This is a genomic window from Rhizobium sp. ZK1 (assembly GCF_047782645.1).
Lineage (GTDB): Bacteria > Pseudomonadota > Alphaproteobacteria > Rhizobiales > Rhizobiaceae > Rhizobium.
The window spans coordinates 255,427-270,045 of sequence record NZ_CP180587.1 but is presented as its reverse complement, the minus strand read 5'-3'; the positions used below and the strand labels follow the sequence as shown (position 1 = coordinate 270,045).

General features: G+C 60.5%; 10 protein-coding genes. 4 read left to right on the top strand and 6 right to left on the bottom strand.

Going from position 1 to position 14,619, the window contains the following annotated elements:
- Positions 1–51: 51 nt before the first annotated feature.
- On the top strand, positions 52–1,233 hold the full coding sequence (locus ACK9YZ_RS23880; protein ID WP_416067835.1) for a M20 aminoacylase family protein: 1,182 nt from the start codon (positions 52–54) through the stop codon (positions 1,231–1,233).
- Positions 1,234–1,302: 69 nt separating this feature from the next.
- Here the strand turns inward: ACK9YZ_RS23880 and ACK9YZ_RS23875 are convergent, their stop codons facing one another.
- Entirely contained in the window at positions 1,303–2,457 is a 1,155-nt protein-coding gene (locus ACK9YZ_RS23875) for a GTP-binding protein (RefSeq protein ID WP_416067834.1), read from the bottom strand.
- A 617-nt stretch (positions 2,458–3,074) separates the two neighbouring features.
- Between ACK9YZ_RS23875 and ACK9YZ_RS23870 the strand changes: the two genes are divergently transcribed.
- From ACK9YZ_RS23870 to ACK9YZ_RS23860, 3 genes are all read left to right on the top strand, one after another.
- Positions 3,075–4,934, top strand: a complete 1,860-nt coding sequence (locus tag ACK9YZ_RS23870) for a TPR end-of-group domain-containing protein (protein ID WP_416068491.1) — start codon at positions 3,075–3,077, stop codon at positions 4,932–4,934.
- A 224-nt stretch (positions 4,935–5,158) separates the two neighbouring features.
- Positions 5,159–6,886, top strand: coding sequence for a ubiquinone-dependent pyruvate dehydrogenase (gene poxB / locus ACK9YZ_RS23865; RefSeq protein WP_416067833.1), 1,728 nt, complete (start codon positions 5,159–5,161; stop codon positions 6,884–6,886).
- A gap of 220 nt (positions 6,887–7,106) precedes the next feature.
- Positions 7,107–7,940, top strand: a complete 834-nt coding sequence (locus ACK9YZ_RS23860) for an inositol monophosphatase family protein (protein WP_416067832.1) — start codon at positions 7,107–7,109, stop codon at positions 7,938–7,940.
- Positions 7,941–7,946: 6 nt separating this feature from the next.
- On the opposite strand, the gene ACK9YZ_RS23855 is transcribed toward ACK9YZ_RS23860, so the two are convergent.
- The 5 genes from ACK9YZ_RS23855 to ACK9YZ_RS23835 form a co-directional block, all read right to left on the bottom strand.
- Positions 7,947–9,026, bottom strand: coding sequence for an ABC transporter ATP-binding protein (locus ACK9YZ_RS23855; RefSeq protein ID WP_416067831.1), 1,080 nt, complete (start codon positions 9,024–9,026; stop codon positions 7,947–7,949).
- Positions 9,027–9,048: 22 nt separating this feature from the next.
- A complete protein-coding gene (locus ACK9YZ_RS23850; RefSeq protein WP_416067830.1) occupies positions 9,049–9,870 on the bottom strand; it encodes an ABC transporter permease in 822 nt (273 codons plus the stop codon).
- Positions 9,867–10,757, bottom strand: a complete 891-nt coding sequence (locus ACK9YZ_RS23845; RefSeq protein ID WP_416067829.1) for an ABC transporter permease — start codon at positions 10,755–10,757, stop codon at positions 9,867–9,869. The genes ACK9YZ_RS23850 and ACK9YZ_RS23845 overlap by 4 nt, the downstream gene beginning before the upstream one ends.
- Positions 10,757–11,902 (bottom strand): extracellular solute-binding protein, encoded by a 1,146-nt coding sequence (locus tag ACK9YZ_RS23840; RefSeq protein ID WP_216759391.1) that lies wholly within the window; start codon positions 11,900–11,902, stop codon positions 10,757–10,759. Before ACK9YZ_RS23840 ends, ACK9YZ_RS23845 begins: the two co-directional genes overlap by 1 nt.
- A gap of 377 nt (positions 11,903–12,279) precedes the next feature.
- Positions 12,280–14,532, bottom strand: coding sequence for a CDC48 family AAA ATPase (locus ACK9YZ_RS23835; RefSeq protein WP_416067828.1), 2,253 nt, complete (start codon positions 14,530–14,532; stop codon positions 12,280–12,282).
- Between the last annotated feature and the right edge of the window lie 87 nt (positions 14,533–14,619).

Here is a 14,619-nt window from a genome sequence, read left to right as displayed (position 1 = left end):
GCTCTACCGTGAGCCGGCCGGCGATACCACGCCCATGAAACTGGAACTGCCATGTCCCTCGACAATGATTTTGCCCGCCTCTCCGATCTCGAACCGATGGAAGCGGAGCTGACGGCCATCCGCCGGCATCTCCACGCCCATCCCGAGCTCTCATTCGAGGAGGCCGAGACCGCGCGTTTCGTTGCCGAAAAGCTGGAAACCTGGGGTTATGAGGTGACCCGGAACGTCGGCGGCCATGGCGTGGTTGCGCGTATGACGGTCGGCGCCGGGAAGAAGAGCATCGCCATCCGCGCCGACATGGACGCCCTGCCGATCACCGAGGAAACCAGTCGCCCCTATGCCAGCACGGTTGCAGGCAAGATGCATGCCTGTGGACATGACGGCCACACGACGATCCTTCTCGGTGCGGCCGAATATCTGGCGCGCACGCGCCGCTTCAACGGCACCGTCAATCTGATTTTCCAGCCGGCCGAGGAGGCCGGTGCGCTGAGTGGCGCGCCTGCAATGATCGCCGACGGGCTGTTCGAACGCTTTCCCTTCGACGTTATCTTCGGCCTGCACAATCATCCCGGCGCGCCGGAGGGCACCTGGCTGATGCGGTCGGGACCGCTGATGGCGGCTGCCGACAGCGCCGAGATCATCATCAGGGGCAAGGGTGGCCATGCCTCGCGGCCGCATCTCACCGTCGATCCGGTGGTCGTTGCCTGCAACCTCGTCGTCAGCCTGCAGTCGGTCGTCTCCCGCAGCATCGATCCGACACAGACCGCTGTCGTCACGGTCGGGGCGATCCATGCCGGCGAGGCCGCGAACGTCATCCCCGAAAGCGCAAAACTGCTGCTCAGCATCCGCTCCTTCGACCCGAAGGTGCGCGACACGCTGGAGACCAGGATCCGCAGGCTCGCTGAAACAATTGCCGATGGTTATGGCGCAACGGCGGAGATCGAATACACGCGCGGGCACCCCGTGGTCGTCAATTCAGAGGCCGAAACCGAATTCGCCCGCAAGGTCGCAGAAGAGCTCGTCGGTGCGGAGAAGGTATCCGTTTGCAATCTGATCCCCGGCAGCGAAGACTTCTCGCACTTCCTCGAGCACAAGCCCGGCAGCTTCCTGCGGCTCGGCAACGGTGTGGACTCGGCGATCCTGCACAGCGCGAAATACGACTTTGCCGACAAATCCCTGACGGTCGGTGCCGCGATGTGGGCACGCTTGACCGAACGCTATCTCGACGAATGAGAGCTTTCGGCAGCACGAAGTAAACTCCCGCCTTGGTGCGTTCGTGGCGCAAACCTTGCGCCCCCCGCGCTACCAGGCCGGGAACGGATCTTCGAGAGCTGACCAGTCGCGTGGGTCCGCACTGGCGAGGCAGTCGTCCAACGCGGCTCGCACACCTGTCTCGTCCATGCCAACGCCGATGAACACCAGTTCCTGCCGGCGGTCGCCCCAGGCGCCGTCCCATCGGCTCTGCAGGTGCTGATGAAACTGGTGATGGCTCGGCCAGTCTTGTCGCGGAACGGCCGCCCACCAGAGCCCCATGGGCTCGCAGCGCCGTTGTACCCCGGCAGCCGACATCAGACCCACATGACGCGGGCGCGTGGCAAGCCAGAAATGGCCCTTGGCGCGCAGCACTCCTGGCCAGGGCTCGTCCAGGAATGCGCGAAACCGCTTGGGGTCGAAGGGACGCCTCGTGCGATAGACAAAGCTCGAGACCCCGTATTCCTCCGTCTCCGGAACATGCTCGCCTGGACTATACAGTTCCTTGTGCCACAAGGGATGCGCGGCCGCCTTTTCTTCGTCGAAAAGACCGGTATCGAGGACCGTTGCCAGAGAAACCCTGCCAAGATCCGCCTCCACCTGGCGCGCATCGGGATTGAGGGACGCAACGATCTTGCGGACCTCCGCGCGGACCTCTTCGGTCGCGTCCGAGATCTTGTTGATCACGACAACATCGGCAAACTCGATCTGGTCGACCAGCAGATCGATGAGGGTGCGCCGGTCTTCACCGTCGCGCTGCAGGCCACGATCGGCAAGTAGATCGGCGCTACTGTAGTCGGCTAATAGGTTTAAGGCGTCGACCACAGTGACCATCGTGTCCAGTCTGGCAAAATCGGAGAGCGAAACGCCCTTTTCATCGCGGAAGGAAAATGTTGCCGCGATCGGGCGCGGCTCGGCAATGCCGGTGCCCTCGATCAACAGGTAGTCATATCGTTCTTCCTCTGCCAGCCGTCGTACTTCCGTCAGCAGGTCGTTGCGCAGGGTGCAGCAGATGCAGCCATTGCTGAGCTCGACCAGAGTCTCCGTCGTGTGCGACAGGTTGCAGCCGCCATCTCGAATGAGACTTGCGTCGATATTCACTTCGCTCATATCGTTGACGATGACGGCGACCCGCAGACCCTCGCGATTGTTCAGGATGTGGCTGAGAAGCGTCGTCTTGCCGGCTCCCAGAAAGCCGGCGAGCACTCCCCGTGCCGATCGGCAGTCTTTCGCGACCTTACCTTTCCACCGACAGTCAGCCACTGGGGAACCCACGAATCCACTAGAAGTGAGTGCAAAGCCCACCGGCGCGCGTTGCGATACATGGCTTGCCCTTTCGAGAAGTTGCCAGGATCAAATCTATGGGGATCGTTGATATGCAGCTTTAAATTATAGTCGAAAAATGAGAGGGTATATCTTAACTATTTCGGTTTACGGGCGGCATCCTTTTAGGCAACCAGGTTTTTCCGCAGAGACGCGACTTGCTTTTCGCGAGTCAAAATGTGGTACAATTGTGGGATCTACTTCGAATCCAGGGATGGCTGCTGCGCGTGCCTTCCTAACGAACAGGCGATTACCGTGCGGTTCGTGCCTCAAAACTGTGGGTCTTGCCACACCAGGGTTTTGTCTAATCCGAAATAGCTAGCTTTTGGCGCAATCTTCGCCCGTTCGGAGTATTGATGCTGCGCCGTAACGATATAGGCTCTGCGCCGCCGTGACAGCATGCCGAATCGAAAGATATCGGCTGCAAGGGAGGGAGCCCTAGCGCGGTCAAAATCTGGAAAAAGCGAGACACTGACATGAGACAATCCATGGAGAGGATCATGGAGCGGCGATTGAGTGCCATCCTCGCTGCCGATGTCGTCGGTTACAGCCGGCTCATGGGCATGGACGAGACAGGCACGCTGCAGGCTTTGAACCGGCATCGCTGCGAACTGGTCGACATCCGCATTTCCGATTACAAGGGCCGCATCGTCAAACTCACCGGCGATGGCATCCTTGTGGAATTTCAGAGCGTCGTGAACGCCGTTGCCTGCGCCGCAGACATCCAGCGCAGCATGGCGCTGCGCAATGAAAACGTTTTGAAGGAAGAGCGCGTCGAATTCCGCATCGGCATCAATCTCGGCGATGTCGTCGTGGAAAATGACGATATTTTCGGAGACGGCGTCAACGTTGCCGCGCGTCTGGAAGGCATCGCTCCGGCCGGCGGCATTGCCGTCTCGTCGATCGTGCGCGATCAGGTCGGTTCCCGCCTTAATCTCGGCTTCGAGTTTTTGGGTGAACACGTGTTCAAAAATATCCGTCAGCCGGTGCAGGTCTACACGGTTTCCTTCGAGAAGCCGAGTTCCGCTCGCCTCGTCGCGCAGAACCGAAACACCTGTTTCATCGCCGTCTTGCCCTTTACCAACATGAGCGGCGATGCAGATCAGGATTATTTCTCCGACGGCATCACTGAAGATATCATTACCGATCTTTCCAAGATCTCCAGCCTGCATGTGGTGCCGCGCAACACCGTCTTCACCTATAAGGGCACATCTGTGAAGGTGAAGCAGGTCGCCCAGGAGCTCGGCGTGCGTTATATGCTGGAAGGCAGTGTGCGCATCGTCGGGTCGCGGGTACGCATTTCCGGCCAGCTGATCGATACGATGAACGGCGATCACCTGTGGGCCGAACGCTATGACCGAGACCTCACCGATATCTTTGCCATCCAGGACGAGATCACCCACGCGATCGTCAGCCAGTTGAAGGTGCGACTGCTGCCGGAGGAGCGCAAGGCGATCGCCGTCGAGCCGACGGCCAATGTCGAGGCCTACACCTATTATCTGAGAGGCCGGCAGCTCTCCCACACCTGGACCAAGTCCTACCTGCAGCTTGCCCAGCGCATGTTCTACAAGGCCGTCGAACTCGATCCGGATTATAGTCGCGCCTATGCAGGCATTGCCGATTGCGATGCGGCGATCCGTGACTGGGCGCCTGACGACGTGCCTCTGGAGCGTATCCTCGCCATGAGCGCCAAAGCCCTGGAACTCGATCCCGACCTTGCCGAGGCGCATGCCTCCCGTGGCCTGGCGCTGCATCAGAACGGCGATGACGACGAGGCAACAGCGTGCTTCGAACGCGCGCTGTCGCTCGATCCCAACCTCTATGAAGCAAATTTCCACTATGCCCGCATCTTCTTCATGCGCGGGAATTTCGCCGAGGCGGTGCACTACTTTACCCGTGCCGCCGAAATCCGCCCCGACGACTATGTTTCGCCGATCCATCTGATGTCCTCATACCATTCTCTCGGTCGGACGGCAGACCGGGAAAGCTGGGCGCGAAAAGGCATTGAAAGAGCCGAGCGGGCACTCAATCAGAACCCGGAAAATTCCGGTCCCGCCCATCGCGGCGCGCTTGCCCTTGCCCATCTCGGCGAAGCAGCGCGGGCCTGCGACTGGGCCGCACGGGCGAGCGCCATCGATCCCGATGATATCGTCGCCCAATATAATCTCGCCTGTGTCCACTCCGTGCTCGGCCATGTGGAACGTGCGATCAATATCCTGGAGGGCTTGCTGCCCCGCAGCTCGGTCTACCACATCAAATGGTTCATCCATGATTCAGACCTGGACAACCTGCGCCAGGATCCGCGCTTCATGAAACTTATCGCGGAAGCGATGAAGGGGCGGGAACGGATCGAGGCATAAGTCGCGGTAAAAGGACGCCAAAGGAGAGAGCCGAGCGGGCCCATGCGCTCGGCTGGCAGGCCGCCGCGTGGGATTCAGGCAAGCGGGCTTTTCGCGGCCAGCCCCTATACCAAGGTACAGTTGGGTGTCTGCGCCACTTTGATAATTCTCCGGGTTGAGAAGCGCAGAGCGAAACCTAGCTTCCTTTTACCGTCCACCTGAAACCCAAAGCCCGGAGCCGTTCGATGAAATCCAAGGTAGCTGATGTCCTGACACAGGTGCTGCATTCGGCCGGGGTCAAGCGGATATATGGGGTGGTCGGCGACAGCCTTAACGGGCTCACGGAAGCGTTGCGAAAGAGAGGCGACATCGAGTGGGTCCATACCCGCCATGAAGAGACAGCCGCCTTCGCGGCAGGGGCCGAAGCCCATCTCAGCGGCGATCTGGCCGTGTGCGCCGGAAGCTGCGGCCCGGGCAATCTCCACCTTATCAACGGCCTGTTCGACTGCCATCGCTCGCGGGTCCCGGTGCTGGCCATTGCCGCGCAGATACCTTCGGCCGAAATCGGCCGAGGCTATTTTCAGGAAACGCACCCTGACCAGCTTTTCCGGGAATGCAGCCACTATTGTGAGCTTGTCAGCCATCCAGAGCAATTGCCTGGTGTCATCGAAACGGCCATTCGCACCGCTATCGGAAAGCGCGGCGTTGCCGTCGTGGTCATTTCCGGCGACGTGGCATTGACCGATTTTGCAGCCAAGATTTCAACACCTGCTGCACTCACGCTGTCCCAGCCGAACATCGTGCCGACAAACGATCAGATCGATCGACTATCAGCGCTGCTCAACGAGAGTTCGAAAGTCACCCTTCTGTGCGGACGCGGCTGCGAAGGAGCGCATGACGAATTGATCGCCTTCGCGGATCGGCTGAAGGCGCCTGTTGTCCACGCGCTCGGTGGCAAGGAACATGTCGAGTGGGACAATCCGTTCGATGTCGGCATGACCGGTCTGATCGGCTTCTCTTCGGGTTACAAGGCCATGCTGGAATGCGACACGCTTCTTATGCTCGGCACCGATTTCCCATACCGGCAGTTCTACCCAACCGACGCAAAGATCGTGCAGGTGGATATTCGGCCGGAAAATCTTGGCCGCCGGGCTTCGCTCGATCTCGCAATCGTCGGCGACGTCAAATCGACACTGGCAGCAGCGCTGCCGAAGCTTAAGGAGCGAGCCGACAGGGATCACCTGGATGCGTGTCTTGCCGCCTACAGGAAGGCGCGTGAGGGTCTCGACGATCTCGCCACAGGCCGAGAGGGCGGCAAGATCCATCCGCAATATGTGGCACGCCTTCTGAGCGAGCACGCGTCCGACGATGCCGTTTTCACCTTCGATGTCGGAACCCCGACGATCTGGGCGGCACGCTACTTGAAAATGAACGGAAAGCGTCGCCTGATCGGGTCCCTGGTTCACGGATCGATGGCCAATGCACTTCCTCAGGCGATAGGGGCACAGGCGACATACAAGGGGCGCCAGATCATCAGCATGTCCGGCGATGGCGGCTTTGCCATGCTGATGGGCGACTTCCTGACGCTCGTTCAGCAGAACCTGCCGGTCAAGGTTGTCGTCTTCAACAATTCTGTTCTCGGTTTCGTGGCGATGGAAATGAAGGCTTCAGGCTTCCTTGAGACGGGAACCGAACTCAAGAATCCGGATTTTGCGGCGGTTGCTCGGGCAGCCGGCGTGCATGGCATTCGCGTGGAAGATCCCGGCGAACTCGACGGTGCCATCCGGGAAATTCTGACGCATCCCGGCCCGGCACTACTCGACGTCGTCACGAATACGCAGGAACTATCGATGCCGCCTAGGATCGAAGCAGCGCAAGTGAAGGGTTTCGGTCTTTGGGCCATTCGCGCGGTGATGAACGGCCGCGGAGACGAGCTCGTCGACCTGACGGTCTCGAATTTCCTGTCTCGCTGACGTCGGACGCTGTGTCTCAAACCGGTGGGCGCCACGACAACAGCCTGTGGGAAGAGCCCCATCGGCGGCTGTGACCAAGCCGATTTAGGCAGACGACCGGCTTAGCCGCGACAGCGCCGTGGCGCATGCCACTGCGCCCGCTTCATAAAAACATCATGCACATTTGTAATGGGAATGGCAGAACTGCCCCTCTCCTCCAGTCATCACACGGATTGTCTTCATGAAATTGTCTTCGACCGCCGCGCGCCTGTCGCCAGCAGCCTCGCCCCGCCTTCTCGTGCTCGCCGAAACCGCCCTTAAGGCAGGCGAAACGGCGCGCAAGGCACTCAGACGACGCACGGCGACGGAGATGGTCCACAAGGCTCCGCGCGACTACCAGACGGAAATCGACGTCGCGGTCGAACGGATCATCGTCGAGGAGATGATGAGCGCATTCCCGACCTATGCGATCAAGGGCGAGGAAGAAGTCGGCAATAGGCAGGGCGGCACGGATGCGCCAGTCATCTATATCGACCCGATCGATGGAACGACCAATTTCGCCTGGGGCATCCCGCATTTCGGCATGACGATCTCGGTCGCCGAGGCCGGCCGCGTCGTCACAGGCGTCGTCTATGATGCCATGCAGGACGAGCTCTTCAGCGCCGAGGCTGGCGGCGGTGCCTGGCTGAACGGCGAGCGGATCCATTGCGCCGAGGTGGCCGATATCCAGAACGTGCTGGTGGGCGCCGGCCTGCCGATCCCCGGCCAGGTCAAGGCGATCCCGGAAGAGCTTTATTTTGATGCCGTCAAACGTCTTATGGCCAATACCGCCGGTGTGCGTCGGCTCGGTTCGGCCGCGCTTTCGATCGCCTATGTCGCCTGCGGCCGGCTGGACGGCTTCTTTGAGGACGGCCTCGCGGTTCATGACTTCGGCGCATCGGCGCTGATGGTCGAGGAAGCGGGCGGCATCGTCACGCGCTTCTCCGGCGCCGATGTGAAGGGCAAAGGCGATATCCTCGCGGCAAGCAAGACACTTTATCCCTGGCTCCAGGAAGGCTTTCAGTCGAAAGCCTGAGGCATGTCAGGCCGTGAAGAGCGGCTGCACGGTTGCAGCCGCTTCGGCAGATCCTGACTGGTGGATCAGGGCATTGTCGCGGAAGGCGAAAAAGGCGGAGCAGCTCGGAGTGATGTGCATGCCGGCCCTGATCATGTCGCTCGGCGCAACCATCGCCTTCAGCCTGACACCACCGGCAAGGTCGATATCGACGATCTTGTGCGTGCCGAAATCGGTGACGCGGTGGACCGTCGCCTCTGCCGGCCGGTTGGAGGAACGAACCGTCAATGCTTCCGGACGCATCGCCAGTGTCACCTTCCCGTCTGCAACGGGGACGGGGAAGCTGAAAAGCGGATGCGTGCAGACCCCGTTGCGGACCTCGGTCTGAACGAAATTCATCGAGCCGATAAAGCCCGCGACAAAAGCCGTCTGCGGCGCGCGATAGATAACGCTCGGCGGAGCCACCTGCTCGGTGCGGCCGTCGCGCATGACGACGATGCGGTCGGCAAGTGCGAGGGCTTCGTCCTGGCCGTGGGTAACGAATAGCGTGGTGATGCCGAGCCGCTGCTGGATATCGCGCACTTCCTCGCGCAGCCGCTCGCGCAGATGTTGGTCGAGACTGGCAAAGGGTTCGTCGAGCAGCAGGATCTTCGGTTCGAGGACGAGCGAGCGGGCAAGCGCCACGCGCTGCTGCTGGCCGCCCGATAGCTGTGTCACGGCACGCGGTCCATAATTGGCAAGGCCAACAAGAACGAGGGCATCCTCGACACGCTGACGGATCTCTGCCGTCGGCAGGCGCCGCAACTTCAGACCGAAGGCGATATTGTTGAAGACATCCATATGGGTCCAGAGAGCATGGCTCTGGAACACCATGCCGGTCGGGCGCCGCTCCGGCGGCAGGGTGGTCACATCCTTGGCATCGATGCGAATGCTGCCGCCCGTCGGCCGTTCGAAGCCGCCGATCATCCGCAGCAACGTCGATTTGCCGGAACCCGATGGGCCGAGCAGGCAGACGAGTTCGCCATCGCCCACCTCGAGCGAGAAATCGCGGACGGCAAAGGTGTGGCCGAAGCTCTTCGAAACGCCTTCGATCGCCAGATGTGCCATTGTTAAATCCTTTCTATCGGCGCTAGGCGCCGAAGCCCCGCGCAAAGGCGCCAGTCCCGATAGCGCGCCGCGCAAACATCAATGCCGCAAAGGACGGCACCCACAGCATGACGGAAAGGACCGCGCCGTATTGCACGACAATCTGGCTATTGATGAAGCTGATCATCAGCACCGGCATGGTGCGGATCTCGGGCGCGCCGATCAGCCAGGCACCCTCGGTCTCATAGAAAGTGCCGACGAATGTCAGGAGCACGGCGGCTGAGATCGTCGGTGCAGCCTGCGGCAATGTGATCGACCAGAAGACGCGAAGCGGCGTCGCGCCGGCGTCACGCGCGGCCTCCTCCATGCGCCGGTCGACATTCTGGAAGGCGGCGACCGGGATCCAGATCATCAGCATCAGCGTACCAACGAGCTGGATCAGCACTACGCCCCAGAAGGTACTGATCAGCCCCAGCTGCAGGAAGATGCCGGCAATCGCCACCAGCAACCCGAACTTGGGAAAGGCATGCGAGGCGAGAAACGAGAGGAAGAGGACGTTGCGCCCGGGAAAGCGCATACGCGCAAAGGCATAGGCCGCAGGCAGGCAGATGATCGCCGACAACACCGTTACCGTCGCCGTCAGCCACAGGCTGAGGAAAAGCGCATCCCAGACATCCTTGCGGGCCAGCGTCTGCGACCAGAAACGCAGGCCGAATTGCTGGGGAATGACGGAAGGGTAGCGCCAGATCTCGGTGAAGGCCCAGGTGGCAACGACCAGCAGCGGCAACGCGATGAAGAGCGTCAGCAGCAGCGAGAAGGCAAGGCCAATCCAATCGAATTTCAAGGCGGTCGACTGGCGCATCATCGGCCCTCGCGGTTGCGGGCGATCGACCAGACATAGAAGACGCCGAAGAGGAGGCAGAAGCAGAAGCTGATGACGGCCTGCGTCAGCGCATTCAACGGGTCGTTCATATCGGCGAACGTGCGCTGCATGAAGGGCCCCATCATCTCCGGCGAGGCGGGGCCGAGCACGTAGGGCAAGGTGAAGGCCGAGAATATGCCGAGCACTGCGAAAGAAGCCGTCACCAGCAGCGAATTGCCCATGCGCGGCAAAATGATCGAGATGAAGACCCTTGGAGGCGTCGCTCCGACATCGCGGGCCGCTTCGATGGAGCTGTTGGAAACGGAAGAGAGGCCAGCCGTCAGCATCAGGACGGTCAAAGGCAGATTGTCCCAGACGAGGCCGATGACCGGTCCCCAGGGCGTCAGATAGGGGCTCGGCAGTTTCGGCAGGCCGACGGCATTGAGCAGGATGTCGACCGTGCCGTTCGGTCCGATCGTGCGGATGAGCGCATAGGAGAGAATAATCGAGGGCACGAACATCGGAAAGATCGCGAGACCTTGCACATAGCCGGCAAGGCGGCTTCCGGAAAAGCGGAGATAAAGCGCAATCGGAAGGCCGATCGCAAGCAGGAGCAGACCGCAGACAAGGGTCGTCCAGAGCGTCAGCCAGAGATTGTTCAGGCTGTACCCATCCGTGAAGAAGAAACGGTAGGAGGCGAGCGAAAATGCGGTCGTCCCGTCCGGTTGGCGCACGAAAATGGTTGTCGCGACCGCCGAGAAGATCGGAAAGATGATCAGCCAGCCGACCAGAAAGACCGGCATGCCGACGAGGAGGAGCCCGTAAAGGCTCCCCCTGCTGAGAGATTGAGCGCGGTCGACGACCGCAGGCTGTGTCGTTTCGACCACCATCAGGTGCGGCTGATGCCGGGAGCGACGTTGCGGTACCAGCCGTCGTTGATCGCCTTTTCCCAATCGCCGCCCGGGAAGGTCGGGATGGTCGCCGGGATGACATCGGCATATTTCTTGCGGAGGTCCTCGGAAATGTGATCCCAGGAAACACCCGGGAAGCCGCCGATTTCGGTGATGATGGCTTCCTGCATCTCGCTCGTCAACATGAAGGCGGCGAGCTTGAGGGCGGCGTCCTTGTTCGCGCCGTTGGTGAAGATCGTCATGGCCGAAAAACCGCCGCAGAGCGCGAGATCGGAGAGCTGCACGAGGCCGGTCGTCTCAGGCAGGACGCCCTGCGAGATCGCCTGCAGAACCTGGTCGGACCAGACCGGAGCCATGGTGACGACGCCCTGGGCGAGCAGCTGGATCGACTGTGTATTGCCCGCAGTATAGGCGCCCTTCTGATAGAGCGACGGCGCGAGATCGTTGAGGATCTTCCAGGTGGGCGCCAGCGACTGTTCGGCAAACTCGGCGGTGAAGTTGTCGATCTTGAACTTCTTGGGATCACGGCCATTGGCTTCGTGGATCGCGCGGCGAACGAAATTGAGGCCCGAACCGCCCTTGTCCGGACGGTTGTAGATGAACTGGCCGGGATTGGCCTTGATCCAGGCGGTCAGCTGTTCCCAGGTCTTCGGCGCATCCTTCGGGTCAAGCTTGGTCTTGTCATAGGCAAGCAGAACCTGCGAGCCCCGATAGGGCAGCGCGTAGGGCGTGTCGATCGCGAGCGGATTGACGTTCTCGAAGCCGGGCACATTCTCAGCCGAGAACTTCACCCAGAGACCCGCATCGATGCCGCCGGCCGGAAGGCGCGGATCGAAGGATTCGAAGAGGTCGGCCTGCGGATCGGTCTTGGTCTTCAACGCAGCGAGCGCGCGGTCGCCGATGGCCCGAAGGCCGTTGTTATCGCCGGCATCGGTAACCTTCAGCGCGACGTCCGGATGCGCCTTTTCGAAGGCTGGACGGATGATGTTGTTCCAGAGGTCGATAATATTGGCATCAGAGCCGCTGTAGAGGTCGATCGTGCCCGCGGCGGCTGAGGCAAAACGCGGAAGGGCGAAAAGACCCGCAGCCGCCGATGAGGTGATCAGAAATTCGCGCCTATTCATACCTGTCTCCCTTCGTTATCGAGGCTGCGCCTCAGATGAGCTCTGAGACTTGCTAGCTCCGGCGCGTAACATCGGAATGACAAAAGCGGATAAAATGCACACGTGTGCCAAGTCCGATAAATGAGCCCCGAGACTCGATTCGGCACAGCATCATCGGCTCGGAAAAAACTCGTCAGACAAGTTCGTTTTTTTACTGAGTGGAAACAGCCCGGCCAAAACGCCTGGCTACAGGAATTTATCAATTTGGCGATGCGCTACTTGATCGCGCAGTTAAGCCGATGCCAGGCCTGCAGCCGGCTTCCTTGGCTTCGCTCCAGCGGTTTGCGCATCAGACCAAAGAGATTGGAGGCGACTCGGTTAAGTCGCCTCTATCGTTTCTACTCAGCAGCCTGCCGCAGTGGGGTGAAACCGATCTGTCGTCGCTGCGGGCTTTCTTGCCTCAGCGTCCGCAGCATCTCCTCGTATTCCTGCTCCATTTCCGGGGTGACGGACGGGCGGACTTCGTGGAGAGCCTTGGAGAAATCCTCCTTGGTCACAGTGGAGGCGTCGAGCGATCGGCGCAGCGCAATGAGACCTGCGCGACGCGTCAAGTCCTCAAGGTCGGCTCCTGTAAAGCGTACGGTCTGTTCGGCGAGTTCATCCAAATCGATATTTTTTGCCAACGGCATCTTCTTCGTGTGGATACCGAGAATTTTTAGCCGTGCTTTCGCATCAGGGACCGGAACGTAGACCAGTTCGTCAAAACGGCCCGGTCTCAGAAGCGCAGGATCGAGAAGGTTTGGCCGGTTGGTTGCCGCCATGACAACGACACCCTGCATGTCTTCCAGGCCATCCATTTCTGCCAGAAGCGTGTTGACCACACGTTCCGTCACCGCCGGCTCACCCAAGCCTCCGCCGCGGACCGGAGCAAGCGAGTCGATCTCATCGATAAAGATAACCGTCGGGGCGACCTGCCTGGCGCGCTCGAAGAGCCGCGAAACCTGCTGTTCGGATTCGCCATACCATTTCGACAAAAGATCGGATGACTTCGTCGCCACGAAATTGGCTTCAGCCTCGCGCGCCACGGCTTTCGCCAGCAGTGTCTTGCCTGTTCCCGGAGGCCCGAAGAGCAAGAAACCCTTGGCCGGACGAATGCCCATGCGCTTGAAGGACTGCGGCGCACGCAGCGGCAGCTCCACACCCTCTTTCAGCTTCATCTGTGCTTCGTCCAGCCCGCCGACGTCATCCCAGCGCACGTTGGGTGCCTGGATCATGATTTCACGCAAAGCTGATGGCTGAATACGCTTCATCGCCGACATGAAGTCATCCTGTGAAACCGTCAGCTTCTCCAGAACGTCGCTTGGGATCCCTTCCCGAAGATTGATGTCGGGCAGCACGCGCCGCAACGCATCCATGGCGGCTTCCCGAACGAGCGCCCCCAGATCCGCGCCGACGAAACCGTAGGTCGTTCTGGCGATTTCGTCGAGATCTGTATCTTCCGCAAGCGGCATACCACGTGTGTGAATGGCCAGGACTTCGCGCCGTCCATTCTGGTCTGGAACACCGATAACGATCTCGCGATCGAAACGTCCTGGACGCCTCAGCGCTTCGTCGATCGCATCGCGCCTATTGGTCGCGCCGATGACGACAATATTCTGCCGGGGCTCCAGCCCGTCCATCAAGGTCAGGAGCTGGGCAACGATGCGCCGCTCGACCTCGCCGGTGACCTGTTCACGCTTCGGCGCGATGGAATCGATCTCATCGATGAAGATAATGGAGGGAGCGTTCTGCGAGGCTTCCTGGAAGACCTGCCTCAACCGTTCCTCCGACTCGCCGTAGCGGCTTCCCATGATTTCCGGTCCGGCGATATGGTAGAAGTTGGCCTCCGTCTCGTTCGCCACCGCCCGGGCAAGAAGGGTCTTGCCGGTTCCCGGAGGCCCGTAGAGCAAAACACCCTTCGGCGGATCGATGCCGAGGCGCTGAAAGAGCTCCGGATGGCGCAAGGGAAGCTCCACCATCTCGCGGACCTGTTCGACAGACGAGCCGAGACCACCAATATCGTCATAGGTGACATCCGCGCGGCGGGCTTCCTTCGGCTCCTCGAACTGCGGACGCAGCTCGACTGTGGTCTGCTCCGTCATCTGGACGATGCCGCGAGGCTGCGTCGAGACGACAACGAGCCTGATTTCCTGAAGACCGTAGGCCGGAAGACTGAACCGCGGGTCCCTTATCCGCTGCTGCACCGAAGTCGACACGACGTCCCCCGCAACCATCGGCATCTGAAGGAAAGTTCGCTGCAGAGCCTCACCGGATCCCTGCAACACCAAATTCTTCTGCGCTGGCGCCAGAACGACCTTTGTCGCCGGGCGCGCCTCGGCTTTGCGGATTTCGATATGGTCTCCGCTCGTCACTCCGGCATTTACACGTTGCAGGCCGTCGAGGCGCACAATGTTTAGCCCTTCGTCGTCGGGATAAGGGCGCATGGCGACCGCAGCCGTATGGCGCTTGCCGACGAGTTCGATAAGGTCACCCTCTCGAATACCAAGCTTGCCCATTGCTGCCGAAGACAGCCGCGCAATGCTTGTTCCCGCATCCTGCGGCCTCATATTTGCCACTTGCAGCGTAAGTATCTGGTCATCTGAGACGGACATGAAGCCTCCATAAAAGTCGAGAACTGAAACGCTTAAGCATTGCTACCGGAAGATTATTACGTCCGATCGCAAGTTGGAAAGTGGATC

What these genes read in the sequence shown, in the direction of transcription:
- ACK9YZ_RS23880 (WP_416067835.1), top strand. Translation starts at nt 52, where the DNA reads ATGTCCCTCGACAATGATTTTGCCCGCCTCTCCGATCTCGAACCGATG.
- ACK9YZ_RS23850 (WP_416067830.1), bottom strand. Translation starts at nt 9,870, where the DNA reads ATGATGCGCCAGTCGACCGCCTTGAAATTCGATTGGATTGGCCTTGCC.
- ACK9YZ_RS23835 (WP_416067828.1), bottom strand. Translation starts at nt 14,532, where the DNA reads ATGTCCGTCTCAGATGACCAGATACTTACGCTGCAAGTGGCAAATATG.
- poxB (WP_416067833.1), top strand. Translation starts at nt 5,159, where the DNA reads ATGAAATCCAAGGTAGCTGATGTCCTGACACAGGTGCTGCATTCGGCC.
- ACK9YZ_RS23870 (WP_416068491.1), top strand. Translation starts at nt 3,075, where the DNA reads ATGGAGCGGCGATTGAGTGCCATCCTCGCTGCCGATGTCGTCGGTTAC.
- ACK9YZ_RS23860 (WP_416067832.1), top strand. Translation starts at nt 7,107, where the DNA reads ATGAAATTGTCTTCGACCGCCGCGCGCCTGTCGCCAGCAGCCTCGCCC.
- ACK9YZ_RS23855 (WP_416067831.1), bottom strand. Translation starts at nt 9,026, where the DNA reads ATGGCACATCTGGCGATCGAAGGCGTTTCGAAGAGCTTCGGCCACACC.
- ACK9YZ_RS23845 (WP_416067829.1), bottom strand. Translation starts at nt 10,757, where the DNA reads ATGGTGGTCGAAACGACACAGCCTGCGGTCGTCGACCGCGCTCAATCT.
- ACK9YZ_RS23840 (WP_216759391.1), bottom strand. Translation starts at nt 11,902, where the DNA reads ATGAATAGGCGCGAATTTCTGATCACCTCATCGGCGGCTGCGGGTCTT.